Origin of the sequence: Exiguobacterium sp. CH10, assembly GCF_018617635.1 — a bacterium.
Lineage (GTDB): Bacteria > Bacillota > Bacilli > Exiguobacteriales > Exiguobacteriaceae > Exiguobacterium > Exiguobacterium aestuarii_A.
Map to the genome: position 1 here is coordinate 550,091 of NZ_JACSKO010000002.1, position 17,894 is coordinate 567,984.

The 17,894-nt window shown below is 46.5% G+C and carries 21 protein-coding genes; 18 read left to right on the plus strand and 3 right to left on the minus strand.

Features of this window, described 5'->3' with window-relative positions:
- Positions 1–11: 11 nt before the first annotated feature.
- Positions 12–260, minus strand: coding sequence for a ferredoxin (locus tag KNP04_RS09595; RefSeq protein WP_074034651.1), 249 nt, complete (start codon positions 258–260; stop codon positions 12–14).
- 142 nt (positions 261–402) lie between these two features.
- On the opposite strand from KNP04_RS09595, the gene KNP04_RS09600 reads away from it, so the two are divergent.
- The 7 genes from KNP04_RS09600 (at position 403) to KNP04_RS09630 (ending at position 7,147) form a co-directional block, all read left to right on the plus strand.
- On the plus strand, positions 403–1,425 hold the full coding sequence (locus tag KNP04_RS09600; RefSeq protein WP_214875520.1) for a YpbB family protein: 1,023 nt from the start codon (positions 403–405) through the stop codon (positions 1,423–1,425).
- Complete coding sequence (locus tag KNP04_RS09605; RefSeq protein ID WP_353047921.1) at positions 1,409–2,836, plus strand: RecQ family ATP-dependent DNA helicase; 1,428 nt, start codon at positions 1,409–1,411, stop codon at positions 2,834–2,836. The genes KNP04_RS09600 and KNP04_RS09605 overlap by 17 nt, the downstream gene beginning before the upstream one ends.
- A 41-nt stretch (positions 2,837–2,877) precedes the next feature.
- Positions 2,878–3,078, plus strand: a complete 201-nt coding sequence (locus KNP04_RS09610; protein ID WP_074034648.1) for a hypothetical protein — start codon at positions 2,878–2,880, stop codon at positions 3,076–3,078.
- 128 nt (positions 3,079–3,206) lie between these two features.
- On the plus strand, positions 3,207–4,070 hold the full coding sequence (locus tag KNP04_RS09615) for a MerR family transcriptional regulator (RefSeq protein ID WP_214875522.1): 864 nt from the start codon (positions 3,207–3,209) through the stop codon (positions 4,068–4,070).
- A gap of 60 nt (positions 4,071–4,130) precedes the next feature.
- The gene (locus KNP04_RS09620) at positions 4,131–4,709 is read left to right on the plus strand and encodes an adaptor protein MecA (protein WP_074034646.1); all 579 of its coding nucleotides are present in this window, start codon (positions 4,131–4,133) and stop codon (positions 4,707–4,709) included.
- Positions 4,710–4,805: 96 nt separating this feature from the next.
- Positions 4,806–5,732 carry a D-alanine--D-alanine ligase gene (locus tag KNP04_RS09625; RefSeq protein ID WP_214875524.1) on the plus strand — a complete coding sequence of 309 codons (927 nt, stop codon included), beginning with the start codon at positions 4,806–4,808 and terminating at the stop codon, positions 5,730–5,732.
- A gap of 146 nt (positions 5,733–5,878) precedes the next feature.
- Positions 5,879–7,147 carry a Glu/Leu/Phe/Val family dehydrogenase gene (locus KNP04_RS09630; RefSeq protein WP_015881453.1) on the plus strand — a complete coding sequence of 423 codons (1,269 nt, stop codon included), beginning with the start codon at positions 5,879–5,881 and terminating at the stop codon, positions 7,145–7,147.
- A 35-nt stretch (positions 7,148–7,182) separates the two neighbouring features.
- Here KNP04_RS09630 and KNP04_RS09635 read toward each other — a convergent pair whose 3' ends face one another.
- A complete protein-coding gene (locus tag KNP04_RS09635; protein ID WP_214875526.1) occupies positions 7,183–8,163 on the minus strand; it encodes a YpdA family putative bacillithiol disulfide reductase in 981 nt (326 codons plus the stop codon).
- A gap of 51 nt (positions 8,164–8,214) precedes the next feature.
- Positions 8,215–9,186, minus strand: coding sequence for an asparaginase (locus tag KNP04_RS09640; RefSeq protein ID WP_214875528.1), 972 nt, complete (start codon positions 9,184–9,186; stop codon positions 8,215–8,217).
- A gap of 108 nt (positions 9,187–9,294) precedes the next feature.
- Here KNP04_RS09640 and prsW point away from each other — a divergent pair, with 108 nt between their 5' ends.
- The 11 genes from prsW to KNP04_RS09695 all read left to right on the plus strand — a co-directional run bounded on the left by prsW (position 9,295) and on the right by KNP04_RS09695 (position 17,885).
- Positions 9,295–9,951: a glutamic-type intramembrane protease PrsW gene (gene prsW / locus KNP04_RS09645; protein WP_214875530.1), complete on the plus strand. Its 657-nt coding sequence runs from the start codon at positions 9,295–9,297 to the stop codon at positions 9,949–9,951.
- A 14-nt stretch (positions 9,952–9,965) separates the two neighbouring features.
- On the plus strand, positions 9,966–10,631 hold the full coding sequence (locus KNP04_RS09650) for a flagellar brake protein (protein WP_214875537.1): 666 nt from the start codon (positions 9,966–9,968) through the stop codon (positions 10,629–10,631).
- Positions 10,632–10,705: 74 nt separating this feature from the next.
- Positions 10,706–11,380 (plus strand): (d)CMP kinase, encoded by a 675-nt coding sequence (gene cmk, locus KNP04_RS09655; RefSeq protein ID WP_214875546.1) that lies wholly within the window; start codon positions 10,706–10,708, stop codon positions 11,378–11,380.
- On the plus strand, positions 11,377–12,000 hold the full coding sequence (locus KNP04_RS09660) for a lysophospholipid acyltransferase family protein (RefSeq protein ID WP_214875548.1): 624 nt from the start codon (positions 11,377–11,379) through the stop codon (positions 11,998–12,000). Before cmk ends, KNP04_RS09660 begins: the two co-directional genes overlap by 4 nt.
- 155 nt (positions 12,001–12,155) lie before the next feature.
- Positions 12,156–13,304: a 30S ribosomal protein S1 gene (gene rpsA, locus KNP04_RS09665; protein ID WP_214691862.1), complete on the plus strand. Its 1,149-nt coding sequence runs from the start codon at positions 12,156–12,158 to the stop codon at positions 13,302–13,304.
- Between the two features lie 138 nt (positions 13,305–13,442).
- Positions 13,443–14,753 (plus strand): ribosome biogenesis GTPase Der, encoded by a 1,311-nt coding sequence (gene der / locus KNP04_RS09670; RefSeq protein ID WP_214875550.1) that lies wholly within the window; start codon positions 13,443–13,445, stop codon positions 14,751–14,753.
- A 17-nt stretch (positions 14,754–14,770) separates the two neighbouring features.
- Positions 14,771–15,796: an NAD(P)H-dependent glycerol-3-phosphate dehydrogenase gene (locus KNP04_RS09675; protein ID WP_214875552.1), complete on the plus strand. Its 1,026-nt coding sequence runs from the start codon at positions 14,771–14,773 to the stop codon at positions 15,794–15,796.
- 94 nt (positions 15,797–15,890) lie between these two features.
- Entirely contained in the window at positions 15,891–16,091 is a 201-nt protein-coding gene (locus tag KNP04_RS09680; protein WP_074034636.1) for a DUF2768 family protein, read from the plus strand.
- Between the two features lie 3 nt (positions 16,092–16,094).
- The gene (locus KNP04_RS09685) at positions 16,095–16,805 is read left to right on the plus strand and encodes a hypothetical protein (RefSeq protein WP_214875554.1); all 711 of its coding nucleotides are present in this window, start codon (positions 16,095–16,097) and stop codon (positions 16,803–16,805) included.
- 109 nt (positions 16,806–16,914) lie between these two features.
- The gene (locus KNP04_RS09690; RefSeq protein ID WP_074034634.1) at positions 16,915–17,187 is read left to right on the plus strand and encodes an HU family DNA-binding protein; all 273 of its coding nucleotides are present in this window, start codon (positions 16,915–16,917) and stop codon (positions 17,185–17,187) included.
- A 125-nt stretch (positions 17,188–17,312) separates the two neighbouring features.
- On the plus strand, positions 17,313–17,885 hold the full coding sequence (locus KNP04_RS09695) for a heptaprenyl diphosphate synthase component 1 (protein ID WP_214875556.1): 573 nt from the start codon (positions 17,313–17,315) through the stop codon (positions 17,883–17,885).
- Positions 17,886–17,894: the final 9 nt, after the last annotated feature.

Below are 17,894 nucleotides of genomic sequence, written 5' to 3' on the forward strand. Positions count from 1 at the left end.
TCTTTGCAAGTTTATTCGTACTTTAATGCATCGCCATCGAACGATTCGTCTGCCACTTTGATTGAATCGGTCGGGCACCCTTCGAATGCATCCATCATGTCTTCGTACAACTCATCAGGGATTTCCACAGTACCTGTGTTGTCATCCATCAAGTTGAATGCGAGACCTTCATCATCGTAATCGTAAATATCTGGTGCCGCTGCGCCACAAGCTCCGCATGCGATACATGTATCTTTATCGACGATAGTAAATTTTGCCATGATAATAACCCTCCAAACGGTTCGTTTCTCTTAGAAATCAATCTACTGTCTACGAGTAATTGTAGTCTACATACCCAATTATTTCAATGAGGAAACGAGTGTCTTTTTGGTAGGATAATGATTTTTTTAAGGATGTGACGACTTGGTTCATTTAGCAGATGGAGTTTTACTGCTGGCCATTAAGCGATTAAATGGGGAACGGAGTGAACGTAGCCTGTTCCATGTCTTGAACGGAAAGCGCTCGGCAACGACGTTACAAGATGCGTTCTTTTATGAGCTAGAGCCTGTTTTTGGTCAATTTCCTCAAACGACGTACTCATATGAATCTTTGTTAAAAGGATTTGAAAAGCGGGGTTGGCTGGACCGTAAACAGTTTAAACTGACAGAAGCGGGAAACCTATTGTCTTCACCTGAAACGGTAAAGGATTTATTCAATCGTTTAGGGGGAGAGCGCCGTGATTATAATGCGACGACGTGGAAACGTTTGAGCCTCTTTGTCCAGACATTCATGTCTAGGGAACATGAGAGGACGTTTTATCCCGTTCAAGCCGATCGACCTGCGGAACAGTGGGTCAAACAGTTGTTACAGATCGATCGAGATTGGAAGGTGCTTATGCAAACATTCCATCATGAGATCGAGGATGCACTTGACATCATTGGGGACCCATATGCGACAGCGGTCGTCTATCGATTCACGGGAGCCTTCGAGACCGGTCTGACCTATGAACAAATCGCCAGTCTACTTGATGTCGATGCAGAGACGGCTCGCCTCTATTTTTTAGCAGGATGGAATGAACTGTTAACTGTGTTACCGAAAGAGGCGAAGCTTCGGGGTTTCACGTACGGACTATCGACTGAACGTATGACCTATTCAGCACGTGAATCGTATGATCTCTTCCTCAAAGGCTATTCGTTTCAACAAGTTCAATCGAGCCGCCGACTACGAACGAGCACGATTGAGGATCATGTGGTAGAGATGGCGATGTATTTAGATATCTTTCCCCTCGATCAATTTGTTCCGAGCGACGACATCGTCACCATCGAGAAACTGCGAGACCCAGAGAGCTGGGCTTTGAAACCTATATTTGAAAAGATGGGCAACGTGAGTTACTTTCAAATACGCCTTGTGTTCGCAAGGTTGAAACGAGGTGAGACATTTGTATGAATCGACATTGAAACGCGTGTTCGGATATGATTCATTTCGTCCTGGGCAGCATGAAATCATCCACTCCGTTGTAGAGGGACAAGATGTATTAGCCGTCATGCCGACAGGGGCAGGGAAGTCGTTGACGTTTCAACTCCCTTCGTACATCAAGAACGGGGGATTGACGGTCATCGTCTCGCCTCTCCTCTCCTTGATTGAAGACCAAATGCTCCATATCCGAGAGCGGGGAGAACGTGGCGTCGCACGTTTGACGTCGATGGAGTCTTCTGAAGAAAAGCAAGAAATCATCAATCACTTGAAACGTTATCGATTTTTATATCTCTCCCCCGAACAGTTGGCCGTTCCGTACGTTACACGCGCACTCTCAAACGTGAAGATTCAAATGCTCGTCATTGACGAGGCGCACTGTATCTCACAATGGGGTCATGAGTTCAGACCGGAATATGCGCGTTTAGGCGAACTACGTAAACAAATCGGGAGTCCTCAGTGCATGGCCGTCACGGCGACGGCACCGGAGAGTGTGAAGCAAGATATTATTGAAAAGTTGGCACTCTTTTCACCTGAGCAGTTCGTCCATTCCGCGAATCGACCAGAAATTCGATTGATGGTCGAACGACTTGAAAAAGAGAAGAAACTTGATCGGCTAAAAGAATTGGTCCGAGATGTTCCAAAACCGGCAGTCGTCTATACGGCGACACGTCGGGAAGCCGAGGCATTGGCGTTTGAACTAGAGGACGCGTTGTTTTATCACGGTGGTATGTCAACGGAAGACCGACGGCTCGTACAATCTCAATTTTTACGGAATGAAGTGTCGGTCATGGTGTGTACGAGTGCATTCGGGATGGGCGTGAACAAAGACAACGTCCGCTCTGTCATCCACTATCAAATCCCTGCGACGGTGGAAGCATATATGCAGGAGATTGGTCGTGCAGGTAGAGATGGAGCAGCGGCGTTTGCTGTTCTCCTTTATGCGGATGGGGATGAACGCATTCAGCAGTTTTTAATTGACGGTCAATATCCAAAAGACGAAGAGATCCGCTTAGCATACTTTGAGTGTGAGAATGGCACGAAACTTTCGCAATTACCCCGTTTATTAAGAATGAACGAAGAAGACCCGAAATTCCTTCTTTTGAAGCAGATGCTGTCTGAACGCTCGCTTCAAGAGGCGCTCGATTGGGTAAAAGAGAGAAAGCGTGATCGTTATCGTCAACTCGGTCAGATGATGGATTATGCACTCATCCGAACATGCCGACGCGACTATTTACTCCGCTATTTTTCGGAGCCGACAATCGAACAAGAGGAATGTTGTGATGTGTGTGGGACGATTGAGTTCCCTGAGACACCGCAAATCGTTCGAAAAAATGTGACAGAATGGAAAATACGGTTGACGCAAATCTTTTCCTTTGAATAATATCATAGTAAAATGATAAAAAAGGTAAAGGAGGGCATACGTTGCGACATCGGAATCAGGCAGATTCTTTACGCGAGCAGTTGGCGGATACGTTGCCGTCTCGATCGGAGAGGCAAGAGCATGAACGGAAGAGGAAGTTGAATGATAACTTGATGAAGCGCCCGTTGGCGATGACTCTAACCTTCGCCATGTTAGCGATTATTCTCATTTTCATATATATCGGGCGAGATGCCATTTTTTAAAAAGGGTGCGGACATGGTCCGTGCCTTTTTTTATTTTGGGAAAATACTCGATTGCACAATAAAAGGGGTAAACCTTTTCAATTGAGGATATACTTATATCATAGAACGAATAGGAGAGGAGGGCGGAGATGCCGAAATACTCCATTAAGACTGTGGCGACGTTGACCGGTGTCAATCCAACGACCATTCGAGCTTGGGAACGGCGATATCAATTTATCGTACCGAGCCGAACCGAATCAGGTCACCGCCTATATTCAGATCAAGATGTCGAGAAAATTAAGTGGGTGGTAGACAAGCAAAAAGAGGGATTGACGGTCTCTCAAGCAATTCAACAACTCCACCAAGCTCCTGAACCAGAACCGACGTCTGCGAAGCTTTACGATGAAGAGTTGAAGGATGCTTTGCTTCAGGCACTGCTTTCTTTCGATGAGCGGACCGCGCATGATCTAATTAATCGTGCGTTTAATACGTTCAGTTTTGAAAAGGTGACAAAAGATATCATTGGACCGTTACTGATGGATATTGGTTCAAAGTGGGAGCAAGGAACGATTACGATTGCCCACGAGCACTTCGCCACGGCGTTTTTACGAGCACGTCTTTCTACGTTGTCACTTCAAATGCCGATGAACCCGTTTCTTCCACGAGTCACTTGTGTCTGTGCACCGGGTGAGATGCATGAAATCGGATTGCTGTTCGTCACACTTTATTTGCGTCAACATGGGTACGACGTCATCTTTTTAGGAGCGGGCTTCCCGAAAGAAGATTTAAGCAAGGCTCTGCACGACATCAAGACATCGTGCCTTATTTTCGCATGCACATTGACGGACCATATCCCGAGCTTGTTAGAGGCGATGGAATATATTCAAGAAGAGCATCCCACATTAAAGATTGGGGCGGGTGGATACGCGGTCAGCCTCGAACGTAGTCAGTTCGATGATGCATTTCTTGGCGATACGCCAGAAGAGTGGACGAAATGGTTATCAACTATTTGACACGGGATTAAAACGGGAGTAGCTTATTAGTAGGATTGAATATTCACTGGAGGTTTTCGATTGAGATTTGAAAAACAAACAAAAGAACATCTTCGTGTATATGTGACTGCGAATGAGCTTTCGTTACGTGGGATCGCTATCGATACGATCGTGGGGGAAAACGGTCAACAGCTGTGGAAAGAATTACTTGAGACAGCAGAGAGTGAATACGGATTCTCTCCACAAGGAGCGGTCGATTTGAATGTGACGATGTTTCCTCGTGATGGTCTCGTCATCGATGTTCAAAAAGGTGAGGCCATAGCAGAGCTTGATGTCGAGCAAGTTGAGATTCGACTCACAATTGATGTCATTCATCATTTGATTTATCAGTTTGATGATATTGAAGATGTGATTAACGCGTCGATTCAACTGTTTCCACATATACATGAGACTGAGCAGGGCGGAGCACTTTATCACTATGAGGGACGGTACTATCTCCACTTCGTGGAAGTACTACCTGAGAAAGTGGAAGAACGTCTCGCTGCCATTTTATCCGAATATGGAAAGACGACCACGGTCAGTCCGTACGTCATGATGGAATATGGAAAAACGATTCAAACTGAACAGGCTGTGAAAGAGCTGTACGATGCATTCGCATAAGTACGGCTTTTTTACTTTTCTGTTTCTATTGTTTTTGACATGTCCGTGTTATGATTAGACATGAATTTTCAGTAGTTAGTTGAAGGAGAGATTGGAATGAAGGTCGCTGTATTGTATGGTGGAGTGTCAGGAGAACGTGAGGTATCCCTCACAAGTGGACAAGGGATGATTGAGGCATTGACGGAGCGTGGTCATGAGGTCACGGCAATCGATTTTCATCCAGAACGCGCGAACGAGATATTGACGTTAGATGTCGATGTCGTCGTCAGCGCATTACACGGGAAGTATGGCGAAGATGGTCGCGTCCAATCATTACTAGAAATGGCGGGAATCCCGTACACGGGGTCAGGTGTCCTAGCATCTGCTCTTGCGATGGATAAGGCAAGAGCAAAAATCATCTTCGCAGCATCAGGCATCCGTGTGGCGCGCGACGTGTTAATTGAATCTGTGGATTCGATTGATGCGAAAGTAGCTGAGTGGGGAAATGAGTTTCCGTGTGTCGTCAAGCCTGCCCAAGAAGGTTCTTCGAACGGTTTGACGATCGCGATGGACGAGTCGATGTTACGTGCGGGAATTGATCGAGCATTTGCATGTGATTCAGCGGTATTAGTCGAGCAGTACATTAAAGGAAAAGAATTGACGGTACCGGTCATCGGGAACTTTGGGAAAGAAGAAGCACTTCCTGTCATTGAAATCATTCCAAAAAATGAGTTTTACGACTATGAGTCGAAGTATACAGAGGGTGGTTCGATTCATGTTTGTCCAGCCGAAATCTCGGATGAGGTGACGACGGAAGTGCAACAAGCGGCTGTCATGGCTCACCGTGCGCTCGGTTGCTCAGGGTACTCACGTTCTGATTTCCTCGTATCGGAAACGGGAGAAGCGTATATTTTAGAAACGAACACGCTGCCTGGAATGACGCCGTTGAGTCTTTTCCCGGACAGTGCGAAAACAGTCGGAATTTCGTATGGCGAGCTTTTAGAACGCTTTATGGAGCTAGCACTCGAACGCGAGTCGAAGTAAGTTATCTGGATCATTCCACACTTCAAGAAAACGCTTTCATTATTTTTGTAAAACCCTTTCAAATTGAGCGTGTATCAGCTATACTTTTAAACGAATACGAGGTTAATTCTTGGGGGAGAATTGACAATTTAGGGGAGGAAACCTTCATGATTACGGATCAAGAAAAAGGTCATCAAAAACGAAAAAACATCTTGGAATCGACACAAGAGGTAATTCACGAAGCTTTAGATAAACTCGGCTATCCAGATGAGATGTACGAGTTGTTAAAAGAACCGCTTCGCATGCTGACCGTTCGGATCCCAGTTCGCATGGATGATGGCTCGACAAAAATCTTTACGGGTTATCGCGCTCAACATAACGATGCGGTCGGACCGACAAAAGGGGGAATTCGGTTCCACCCGAGCGTAACTGAAGTAGAAGTAAAAGCATTATCTGTATGGATGAGTTTAAAGGCGGGGATTGTTGACTTGCCATATGGTGGGGGGAAAGGCGGAATCGTCTGTGACCCACGTGAAATGAGTTTCCGTGAAATCGAACGATTGAGCCGCGGTTATGTGCGTGCCATTAGCCAAATTGTAGGACCGACAAAAGATATCCCTGCTCCGGACGTGTTCACGAACTCGCAAATCATGGCATGGATGATGGATGAGTATAGCCGAATCGATGAATTCAACTCACCAGGCTTTATTACGGGTAAACCGCTTGTGCTTGGCGGTTCGCACGGCCGTGAAACTGCGACTGCGAAAGGTGTAGCCATCATGATTCGAGAAGCGGCACTCCGCCGTGGGATCGAACTAAAAGGCGCCCGTGTCGTTGTTCAAGGATTCGGGAACGCGGGTAGCTTCCTTTCGAAATTCATGTACGACGCAGGAGCAAAAGTGATTGCGGTAAGCGACGCTTACGGTGCAATCCATGACGAAAATGGCTTAGATATCCCTTACTTGTTAGACCGTCGTGATTCATTCGGTACAATCTCGACGCTCTTCAAAAACACCATCTCAAATAAAGAAATGTTAGAACTCGACTGTGACATTCTCGTGCCAGCTGCCATCGAGAATCAAATCACGGAAGATAACGCCGATGCCATTAAAGCATCCATCGTAGTGGAAGCGGCGAACGGCCCGACGACGAACGAAGCGACGAAAATCTTGACAGAGCGCGGAATTCTCCTCGTGCCAGACGTATTGGCATCAAGTGGTGGGGTCACGGTTTCTTACTTCGAATGGGTACAAAACAACCAAGGTTACTATTGGACGGAAGAAGAAGTCGAGGAAAAACTTGAAAAAGTACTCGTTCATTCGTTCAACACCGTTTACAACACATCTTCAGCCCGCAAAGTCGATATGCGTCTCGCTGCCTATATGGTCGGTGTACGTAAGATGGCGGAAGCATCACGTTTCCGCGGTTGGGTTTAAAAAAAGTTCGGTCAACTCGTGTTGACCGAACTTTTTTATACTTGAATACGATTTGCGATTGTGTTTGCGATGGCTTTTCCGTGGAAGCGACCGTTCTCGATAAATATCTTATTCGCATCGTTGCCGGCAGCGACAACGCCAGCGATGAACAAATGCTCGACATTCGTTTCAAACGTTTCCTCATCAAACGTCGGAACACCGCTCTCCTCATCGATCGTGATTCCCGCATTTTCAAAAAGGTGATGGTCTGGTTGATACCCTGTCATCGCGAGGACGTGATCGGCATACACGTGCTTCTCTTCCCCATGTTGGTGATAATAGACACCATCTTCGGTAATGCGATCGATTGTCGCTTCAAATTCCATCCGAACTTTCTCATGTCGGACGAGTGAGTCGAAGTTAGGGAGAACCCATGGCTTCACCGAAGGACTGTAGGAGTCACCGCGATAAAGCACCGTCACGTATGCTCCAGCCTTTTCGAGTTCAATCGCCGCATCGACAGCTGAGTTCTTTCCACCGATGATGGTGACGTGTTGTCGATAGTACGGATGGGCCTCGTGGAAATAATGGTGGACATGTGGTAACTCTTCACCAGGCACATCGAGCATGCGAGGACGTCCATAGTATCCTGTGGCTAAAATCACATAATCCGCCTCGCGAACGATTTCCCCACGGCGCTCGTGTCTAGACGTCACGACGAACCGATCGTCGATTTTCTCGACTGATTCCACGGTCTCGAACGGATGGACGTTCAATCCGGTACGGGTGACGACTTCCCGATAATAGACGAGTGCATCTTGTCGACGTGGCTTTAAATCTTTACATATAAACGGGATGTCCCCGATCTCTAACAGGTTTGCAGATGAAAAGAACGTTTGATGGGTCGGATATCGATAGATTGCATCAACGATATTTCCTCGTTCAATTACCGTACAAGAAACCCCAATCTTCTCTAACTCGATGGCCGCTGATAGACCGCATGGTCCAGCACCCACAATAATCGCTTGTTTATTCACTGAAAATCACCTCTTTGCTCATTGTAGGGAAGGGAATGCGGAAGCGCAAGGTTATTGCTGGAAACTAAAGCTATGCTCCATGACGGATTGAGAAGAGCCGGATTCGAGTTCCACGAGTAAACGAAGGCGAGCTTTTTGCGAATTTAACCCGTTCGAGAAAATGATCCCCATCTCTTTCAATTGTTTCCCGCCACCGGCATATCCGTATACGTCTTGGACGATCCCGTTAAAGCAACGGCTGACAATCACAACGGGGATCTCCTTGACCAAGCGCTCGAGCGCCGGCAAAAGTGTCGGTGGTACATTTCCTTGTCCTAACACTTCGAGGACGAGTCCGTCGTATCCAAGCTCCATCACCGATTCGAGCAAATCAGGCTCCATTCCCGCAACGACTTTTAACACAGCTACCCGTTTTGAGATAGACGGAATCATTTTAGGCTGTCTCGTTGCCGGTTGACTATAGATGAGTACGTGATCCTTAGTGACCATACCCACGTTTCCGAAATGAACCGACTTGAACGTATCGACGGATGACGTATGCGTTTTTGTGACATTGAAGGCCGAATGAATCTCTCCGTTGAACACGACGAGTACTCCTTTTCCGCGAGCTGATTCGCTCTTTGCGACCCGAAGAGCAGTGATTAAATTGAATTCCCCGTCTGAACCGACCTCGTTCGAGGAACGCATCGCTCCTGTCAATACGATTGGTACGGGCGCACCGAGCGTAATCTGCAAGAAGTAAGCCGTTTCTTCTAACGTATCCGTTCCATGCGTGATGACGACTCCGTCATACGTATCCTGCGTCAACTCATGTTGAATGAAGTGAGCTAGTTCAAGCATTTTATCGGGCGTCATATGCGGAGATGGGATATTCGAGAAATGCTTCGTTGTAATGTGAGCGATGTCCGTCGCCTTCGGAAGTGTAGCATCGATTGGGTTCACATCGCTCGGTTCGACGTGTCCTGTACCAGATTGGGACATGGCGATTGTACCGCCTGTGTGAATAAGTAATAAATGATTCATAAATGACCTCCTAATTATTTTTTGTGGATATTTCCATTTTCTAGGCGTTACACACTTTTTCTTTCAGACAATTCAGTGTATGCTAATGAGAGAAAGGAGAGATGCGTCATGATCGCAATCGCCTTGTCTGCGGTGGCACCAGGGCTTGCCCTTCTTTCCTACTTCTATCTTCGCCATGAATTGGAAGCAGAACCGCTCGGATATGTGATTCGTTCTTTCGTGGCCGGGGCCGTTCTTGTTTTCCCGATCATGTTTATCCAATATGCGTTCATCGAAGAAGGCGTCCTGACTGGTCCGTTTTGGCAGGCATATGTCACCACTGCCTTACTCGAAGAGTTTTTTAAGTGGTTTATGATTTATTATACAATATATATACATAAAGTCTTTGATGATTACTACGACGGGATTCTCTATGCGGTCGCCTGCTCATTAGGCTTTGCGACGTTAGAGAATTTTTTATACTTATGGGTGTACGATTCACTAGAAATCGCGATTTGGCGGGCCATTTTACCCGTGAGCGGACATGCATTGTTTGCGGTTGTCATGGGCTACTGCTTGGGACGAGCCAAACATTCGGCACGTGAGCGGGTGTGGCTGTTTATGGCAATTTTTTCTGCAACGGTCATTCACGGAACGTTTGATTTGATTTTGATTTTAGAACCAAATCATAAGTTGCCCGCCGTTCTTTATATCGTCATTTTATGGATGGTTGCACTTCTGCTTGTACGAGCAGCCAATCTGTCCAATCGTCGTCAATTTAAATAAAGGGGAGCATGCGTATGCTGAAAGAAGGACAAGAATTACGAATTGAAGTAGAAGGACGTAATGAAGGGAAAACAAAGATTGCTGCCATAGTAGATCAAATCGTTTGGATTGAATCACCAAGCGACACGACGACGCTCAAAACATTCTTCTTACATGAAGAAGAAGAGATGCGTGTCTACTTTTTCAAAGGGGATAACCAGTTGTTCGCATTTGATACGAAAGTTGCGAAGCGAATCAGTGATGCGCAGATGACGATTCGCTATGCTTTCAAGATGCCGGATGAGAAAAAAATCAAACGGATTCAACGACGAGAATATTTGCGCGTTCCTGAAATGATTGATGTGACAGTCGTTGCGGCGGATGGGGCAGACTTTGAGTCGTTTGAAACGACATCGCTTGACGTATCGGCTGGTGGAATGAAAATCATTGCGAACCGTGCACCTGTCGAAGTGGATGAATCACTCATCGTCGTTTTTCGGATTGAAGACGAGCAAGGTGTGCCACAACTCTTTCGTGTGAAGAGTCGTTTAGTACGGATACATAAACAAGAAGTGAAGCAAGAACTCTCTTTGGCATTCGAAGATTTGACCCCTCGCGATCAGGAAACGATTTTACGATACTGTTTCCGCGTTCAACTTGAAGCGCGTAAGCGTACAGGGTCTGTATTTTCTTCAAGATAAAAAACTGTTATGATGTTCTCGGGATTATAGACCGAGAGGAGGAGGGTATCGGGCACACTCGATACCCGTTTTGTATGAAAAAATCGTTACAAATTGCTTTAGATGGACCGGCTGGTGCCGGGAAAAGTACAATCGCCAAGTCGTTGGCGAAACAATTGGGCTATGTCTACATTGATACAGGTGCGATTTATCGAGCGGTCACATACCGTGCTTTAAACGAAGGGGTTAATCTTGAAGACGGTCCTGCGCTTGCAAAGATGATTGAGAACATGTCGATTCGTCTTGTACCATCTGAAGTAGGGCAACGTGTATTCGATGGTGAGGAAGAAGTGACAGACGTCATTCGTTCTAGTGAAGTGACGAATAATGTGAGTTTTGTCGCCCGTCAACCGGAAGTACGGGATGCCTTGATGGATTTACAACGTGATTTAGCGAAACATGGCGGTGTCGTCATGGATGGACGCGATATCGGTACGCACGTGTTGCCGAATGCAGATTTGAAAGTGTTCATGACTGCCTCGGTCGAAGAGCGAGCACGCCGTCGTCATGAGGAGAATGTGTCAAAAGGAATCCCGAGTGATTACGAGCGTTTGAAGGAGGAAATCGCCCTTCGTGACAAACGTGATTCAGAGCGCGAGGTCGCGCCTCTCCGTCAAGCTGAAGATGCTCATTATCTCGATACGACGACGTTGTCGATTGATGGGGTCGTCTCGGCGATTGAACGATTAATTGAAGAGGTGAAAGCATGAGTAAACCGTTGAACAATGGTCCGTTTGGCATGTATAGGCTGGCGAGAGGCGTCGTGAATATCATTCAACGCGCATCGTTTCGTGTCGAGTTCATCGGACGCGAACATGTCCCAAAAGATGGGGCGATCCTCGTCTGTTCGAACCACCAGTCGAACTGGGATCCGGTCCTTCTCGCATGTGCGATTCCGAAAGAACGTCCATTACGATTCTTTGCGAAAAAAGAGCTTTTCAGCGTTCCTGTATTGAAGCATATTTTGAACCGTGCGGGACAAATTCCTGTATCGCGTGGGGAAGGTGACCGTCAGGCGCTACGAGTTGTTCTTCAAAAGCTAAAAGAAGATGAGGTCATCTCGATCTTCCCTGAGGGTACACGTTCAAAAGATGGGACGTTAGGAAAGGCGCAAGCCGGGGTTGGTTTCTTTGCGATGCGTTCAGACGCGCACATTTTACCGATTGCCATCATCGGTAGATATAAGTTTCGTGCGAAATTGCGTGTCGTCATTGGAAAGCCGATTGATTTGGCTCCTTTGAAGGAACGTAAGGCAAACGCGCAAGAGGCAGCCGACTTAATCATGGATACAATCGCCGACCTCTATTTAAAACATTCATTCACGAAGTAATTATAGGTTTAGGGAATTGAGGTTTAAACTTCTTTCAATAGAGGTACAATCTTCATAACGCCTTGACAAATTCTCGGAATTATAAGAGATTTATACTAGGTGTAAGCGCCTCAGGGCGCTCCTTTTTGTACTCATCGTGAGGGGGTAGTGTTGGAATGGTCGAAGAAATGAAAGATATGCCTGATTTTGAAATTAATCGTGGTCAGATTGTGACCGGAACAGTTGTCAAAATCGAGGACAAGCAAGCGCTAATCGATATCGGTTATAAAACCGAAGCGATTTTGCCAATTAGCGAAGTATCAAGCATGCATCTAGACGATTTAAACGAATCACTCCAAGTGAACGACGAGATTCGTGTCAAAGTTAAAAAAGTCACGGACGAAGAAGTGGTCGTTTCGAAAAAAGACGTCGATGCTGAAGCAGCATGGGATCGAATCGTCGAAAAATTCGAATCGGGCGAAGTGTTTGAAGTGATGGTGAAAGATAAGGTCAAAGGTGGTCTTGTCGTCGATATCGGAATCCGTGGATTTATCCCGGCATCTCTCGTCGAAAGTCACTTTGTAGAAGACTTCTCGTCTTATTTAAACAAACCAATTACCGTAAAAGTTGTCGAGATTGATCGCGAAAAAAATCGCGTCATCTTGTCACATAAAGCAGTTGTCGAAGCGGAAATGAGTGCGAAGAAATCCGAGACGCTTGAATCGCTCGAAGTCGGTCAAGTGATCGAAGGAACGGTTCAACGTTTGACGGACTTCGGTGCGTTCGTTGATATCGGCGGTGTGGACGGTCTCGTCCATATCTCAGAAATGGCGCACAGCCGTGTCGAGAAGCCGAGCGATGTCGTAACAGAAGGCGACCGCGTCAAAGTGAAAGTCCTTGGTCTCGACTTAGATAATGAAAAAGTGAAGCTCTCGATTAAAGAGACACAACCAGGACCGTGGGAAACGATTGAAGGGAAAATTCAACCAGGTGATGTGATCGAAGGAACTGTCAAACGTCTTGTGACGTTCGGTGCTTTCGTCGAGGTCGCACCACAAGTGGAAGGTCTCCTTCATATCTCGCAAATCGCGAACCGTCACATCGCAACGCCATCTGAAGTGTTATCAGAAGGCCAAGAAGTGAAAGTTAAAGTATTAGACGTTCATCTCGATGATAAGAAAATCTCATTGTCGATGCGTGCACTCGAATCATCTGAACCGACTCGTCAAGATGATGACCAAGCGTTACTCGACGAATACAGCGACCAAGGAGGATTCTCTGTCTCTGAATTGACAGGTGATGAATCTTCGGACGACTCTAAATAAGATGATCGTTCAAGCGGGAGTCATGCTCCCGCTTCTTTTTGTATGGTCACTTAATTTTGCCTGTGATATGATAGGTGAGTTGCGTTTCGAAATGTTGAAATGATGAAATTTTGATAGAAAGATTAGTGAGGTGTTGTTATGGGAATTCCAGCAGTGGCCATCGTTGGCCGCCCGAATATCGGGAAATCCACAATTTTTAACCGCATCATCGGAGATCGTGTCTCGATCGTCGATGACAAACCAGGTGTCACACGTGACCGTATTTACGGTACAGGAGAGTGGCTCAACCGTAAGTTCCATTTGATTGACACAGGTGGAATCGAAGTAGGAGACGAGCCGTTGCTCGTACAAATGCGTCATCAGGCTGAACTTGCCATCGATGAGGCGGATGTCATCATCTTCATGGTGAACGGACGCGAAGGCATCACGGCAGCCGATGAAGAAGTAGCGAACTTGTTGTTCCGTTCGAACAAACCGATCGTTCTTGCCGTCAACAAAGTGGATAACTTTGAAATGAGAGATCTCATGTACGAGTTTTATTCACTCGGATTTGGTGACCCGTTCCCAATCTCGGGTACACACGGGTTAGGACTTGGTGACTTGTTAGACCAAGTATTCGAACTTGCTCCTGAAAAGGATGAATTTGAATATAACGAAGACGTCATTCAGTTCTCGTTGATCGGTCGACCAAACGTCGGGAAGTCTAGTTTGACGAACTCGATCCTTGGCGAAGACCGTGTCATCGTTTCAAACATCGCTGGAACGACGCGTGATGCCATCGATACACCGTTCACACGTGACGGACAAGAGTATGTCATCATCGATACGGCTGGTATGCGTAAACGCGGAAAAGTATACGAATCGACAGAACGTTACAGCGTCATGCGCGCGCAAAAGGCGATTGAACGCTCGAACGTCGTCCTCGTCGTCCTTGACGGTGAAGAAGGAATCATCGAGCAAGATAAACGTGTTGCCGGTCTCGCCCATGAAGCCGGGAAGGCGATTGTCATCGTCGTCAACAAGTGGGATGCAGTCGAAAAAGATGATAAGACAATGAAGAAGATGGAAGAGAAAATTCGCAAAGAATTTTTGTTCCTTGATTATGCACCGATTGTCTTCTTGTCGGCACTTACGTCGAAACGATTACAGACATTATTGCCTGTCATCAAGCAAGTGGCAGAAACACATCGTCGTCGGATCTCGACGAGCGTATTGAACGATGTCATCGTCGATGCGGTCGCGATGAACCCGACACCGACAGATAAAGGACAACGTTTGAAGATCAACTACGCGACTCAAGTTGCCATCGAGCCGCCGACGTTCGTCTTGTTCGTCAACGATCCTGAATTGTTGCATTTCTCGTATAAACGTTATTTAGATAATCAAATCCGTAAAGCATTTGACTTCACCGGGACGCCGATTCATATCGTGGCTCGTCAGAAAAACTAATAACGGGGGTGCCACTTATGGCAAATGTAGCTGTCATTGGAGCGGGAAGTTGGGGAACGGCCATCTCGCTCGTATTAGCGGATAATGGTCATGACGTCCTGCTCTACGGACGTGAACAAGAGCATGTGGACGAGATCAATTCGTCTCATACAAACTCGTTTTATTTGAAAGACGCACCGTTACCGGAATCGATTCGGGCCACGACAGATTTGAAGGAAGCGCTCGAGGGACGCAACATCGTCTTCCTTGTCGTCCCAAGCTCGGCGATTCGTCCTGTCTCAAAACAGTTGAACACCATGTTGAAGGAACCGGTCACCATCGTTCATGCCGCAAAAGGGATTGAACCGAAAACGCACAAACGCCTTTCGGAGATCATTGCGGAAGAAATCGACCCGTCAAAACGTCGAGCAATCGGTGTATTGACCGGACCGACTCACGCTGAAGAAGTTGCAGTGCGGAAACCGACGACAATCACGATTGCTTGTGAGGACCTCGATGTCGCTGACGAAGTGCAGGAGCTGCTTACAAACGATCAATTCCGTGTCTATTTGAACTCGGATGTCGTCGGTGCCGAGTATGGCGGGGCGCTTAAAAATATTATCGCTCTTGCTGCAGGTATGACCGACGGACTTGGTTATGGGGACAATGCAAAAGCTGCCCTCATGACACGTGGAATTGTGGAAATTGCCCGACTTGGGGTGAAGCTCGGAGCAAATCCGGCCTCTTTCTCTGGATTGACAGGGATTGGGGACTTGATTGTGACAGCGACATCACAACATAGCCGAAATTGGCGGGCCGGCAATGCAATCGGACGCGGTGAAAAGCTCGAGGACGTTCTTGGAAACATGGGAATGGTCGTCGAAGGTGTCCGCGCCTGTGAAGCGGCACACTCGCTCGCGAAAGAAGCTGGGGTCGAAATGCCGATTACGGAAGCGCTCTATAACGTGCTATTTGAAGGGAAGAGCCCTCATGATGAAGTGAAAAAACTCATGAGACGCCCACAGAAGCACGAGATGGAACAAGTATTTCATTTTGAAGAATAATACTTCGGAGAGGAACTGACGTTTTCGTTCAGTTCCTCGCTTTTTTTTGCTACACTTGAAGTCTGGAGAACATAGAGAAAGTAGGGGGTTAGACGTGACACCGTCACTCATCAAAATGTGGATTTCATTTGCGGGGATTGGTGCTTTTGCCATCGCTGCACTGATGGTCGCCATCAGTCACACGAAACTGACCGGATGGTTCGCGACGCTTGTGCGCCTGATTGCGTTCATCATTTTCTTATTTGGGACAGTTATTATGATTTTTGTCGTAGTCTCAGGACCGACGGGAGGATAGACCATGAAAAAGAGCATTATCGCTGTTAGCTTACTGTTAACGACTTTGTTGGCAGGATGTATGTTCCCGGACTCGGAACGAGCTAACAATATTCCGTACGAAGACCAGTTGAATACCGTACAAAGTGCGGTCGATGCATATCGTGAACAATCTGGCGTCTTGCCCATTAAAACAAAACCAGCGGAAACGCCGCTCATGGAGCGCTATCCCATCGAATTTGCCCGTCTCGTACCAGGATATTTAGCGGATCCTCCATCGAATAGTTTTGAGGGCGGTGGGTTGTTTCAGTATATTCTCGTTGATGTCGAAACGGAACCAACCGTCAAATTGATTGATTTGCGTGTATCGGAACGTCTTCAACAGCTTCAGACAAACATTAATGCGTTTCGGGCGAAAGAAGGGAAGTTCCCGTTCGATGGCTCGATTGGGAAAAATCAGTTCACGCTCGATTACGACAAAATCTTTGTCACAGAAGAACCGGTCATCCCGAGCCCGTTTTCCGATCGTGAACTCCCGATCTACGTGGACGGTACCGGACAACTATTTGTAGACTATCGAGAAGATGTGAAGGAAGCGCTTCAAAATACGGATGAGTCGCCAGAAATCGGTGAAGACATTCGTTATTTGCTGTATAAAGACGCTCCATTCGCCCCTGCTTATTCACAAGGCTATACAATAGATGAACAAGGAGAAGTCGTTTTTTTAAACAACTAAGCTTGTTTTGATGGCGAATGTCGTGAATTCACGCAAAAAATGTTGTCATATCAACGTTTGTACGATATGATTAATCCCGTAAACTCCTAGTGAGAGGAGGTGAATCGTGATGAACAAAACTGAATTGATCCAAGCAGTAGCGGAGAAAGCAAATGTTTCGAAAAAAGAAGCTACAGTAGTTGTAGAAGCTACTTTCGAATCTATCACTGAAGCACTCCAAAACGGTGAAAAAATTCAATTGATCGGTTTTGGTACTTTTGAAGTTCGTGAACGTGCTGCCCGTAAAGGTCGTAACCCACGTACAAAAGAAGATATCGAAATCCCAGCGAGCAAAGTTCCTGCATTTAAAGCAGGTAAAGCGCTCAAAGATGCGGTCAAGTAATCTGCAATACATAAGTCGCCGAAAGGCGGCTTTTTTGTTTCGTTTGCGAGTTCGAATGACGTGAATGTGACAAAAATGTGCTATACTATGTCAGAATGACAATGAAGTGGACGAGGGGGGATAGCATGGAACAGTTGACAAATGAATTCGTTGTCACAGACCTTGCTCGTCAAATCCAACAACGTATGAATCATCCCTATTTGACGAAACACGAGGTTGTACCAGCAGTCGACATGCTGTTGCTTCGTTGGATGGTCGAGATGATTGATTTGGAATCGATTGAGCATCGACAACTCGTGATGGCAACTTATTTCGCTCATCAGGCGCTCGAATTACATGATCAAGTGAACAGTAGTCCGAAAGGGTCGCTAGAGCGCCAATTAAAAGTGCTCGCGGGCGATTTTGCCTCGGCTCAGTTTTATAAAATCTTGACGGCTTTCCCAGCGTCGTATAGCGATCGATTCGGACAGTCTGTACAACGTGTCAATGCTGCAAAATGTACATTACTGCTCGATAAAAACGTCTCGATGAACATTTGGATCGAAGCGAACGTCGGATTGATTCAAACACTTTCCGAACTGATTGAACAACCTTATTTGACAACAAGTGGGAAACGAATGATTGATAAGAAAGCGACAGCGCTCAGACAGGACCAAAAGGAGCAGCTTAATACGTTGCTCGCGCACGCGGTCGCTTAGAACGGAAAG

Excerpts from the sequence above, each read along its gene's own strand:
- KNP04_RS09615 (WP_214875522.1), top strand. The coding sequence starts at position 3,207 with ATGCCGAAATACTCCATTAAGACTGTGGCGACGTTGACCGGTGTCAAT.
- rpsA (WP_214691862.1), top strand. The coding sequence starts at position 12,156 with ATGGTCGAAGAAATGAAAGATATGCCTGATTTTGAAATTAATCGTGGT.
- KNP04_RS09625 (WP_214875524.1), top strand. The coding sequence starts at position 4,806 with ATGAAGGTCGCTGTATTGTATGGTGGAGTGTCAGGAGAACGTGAGGTA.
- KNP04_RS09675 (WP_214875552.1), top strand. The coding sequence starts at position 14,771 with ATGGCAAATGTAGCTGTCATTGGAGCGGGAAGTTGGGGAACGGCCATC.
- prsW (WP_214875530.1), top strand. The coding sequence starts at position 9,295 with ATGATCGCAATCGCCTTGTCTGCGGTGGCACCAGGGCTTGCCCTTCTT.
- KNP04_RS09685 (WP_214875554.1), top strand. The coding sequence starts at position 16,095 with ATGAAAAAGAGCATTATCGCTGTTAGCTTACTGTTAACGACTTTGTTG.
- der (WP_214875550.1), top strand. The coding sequence starts at position 13,443 with ATGGGAATTCCAGCAGTGGCCATCGTTGGCCGCCCGAATATCGGGAAA.
- KNP04_RS09595 (WP_074034651.1), bottom strand. The coding sequence starts at position 260 with ATGGCAAAATTTACTATCGTCGATAAAGATACATGTATCGCATGCGGA.
- KNP04_RS09640 (WP_214875528.1), bottom strand. The coding sequence starts at position 9,186 with ATGAATCATTTATTACTTATTCACACAGGCGGTACAATCGCCATGTCC.
- KNP04_RS09695 (WP_214875556.1), top strand. The coding sequence starts at position 17,313 with ATGGAACAGTTGACAAATGAATTCGTTGTCACAGACCTTGCTCGTCAA.
- KNP04_RS09660 (WP_214875548.1), top strand. The coding sequence starts at position 11,377 with ATGAGTAAACCGTTGAACAATGGTCCGTTTGGCATGTATAGGCTGGCG.
- KNP04_RS09650 (WP_214875537.1), top strand. The coding sequence starts at position 9,966 with ATGCTGAAAGAAGGACAAGAATTACGAATTGAAGTAGAAGGACGTAAT.
- cmk (WP_214875546.1), top strand. The coding sequence starts at position 10,706 with ATGAAAAAATCGTTACAAATTGCTTTAGATGGACCGGCTGGTGCCGGG.
- KNP04_RS09630 (WP_015881453.1), top strand. The coding sequence starts at position 5,879 with ATGATTACGGATCAAGAAAAAGGTCATCAAAAACGAAAAAACATCTTG.
- KNP04_RS09690 (WP_074034634.1), top strand. The coding sequence starts at position 16,915 with ATGAACAAAACTGAATTGATCCAAGCAGTAGCGGAGAAAGCAAATGTT.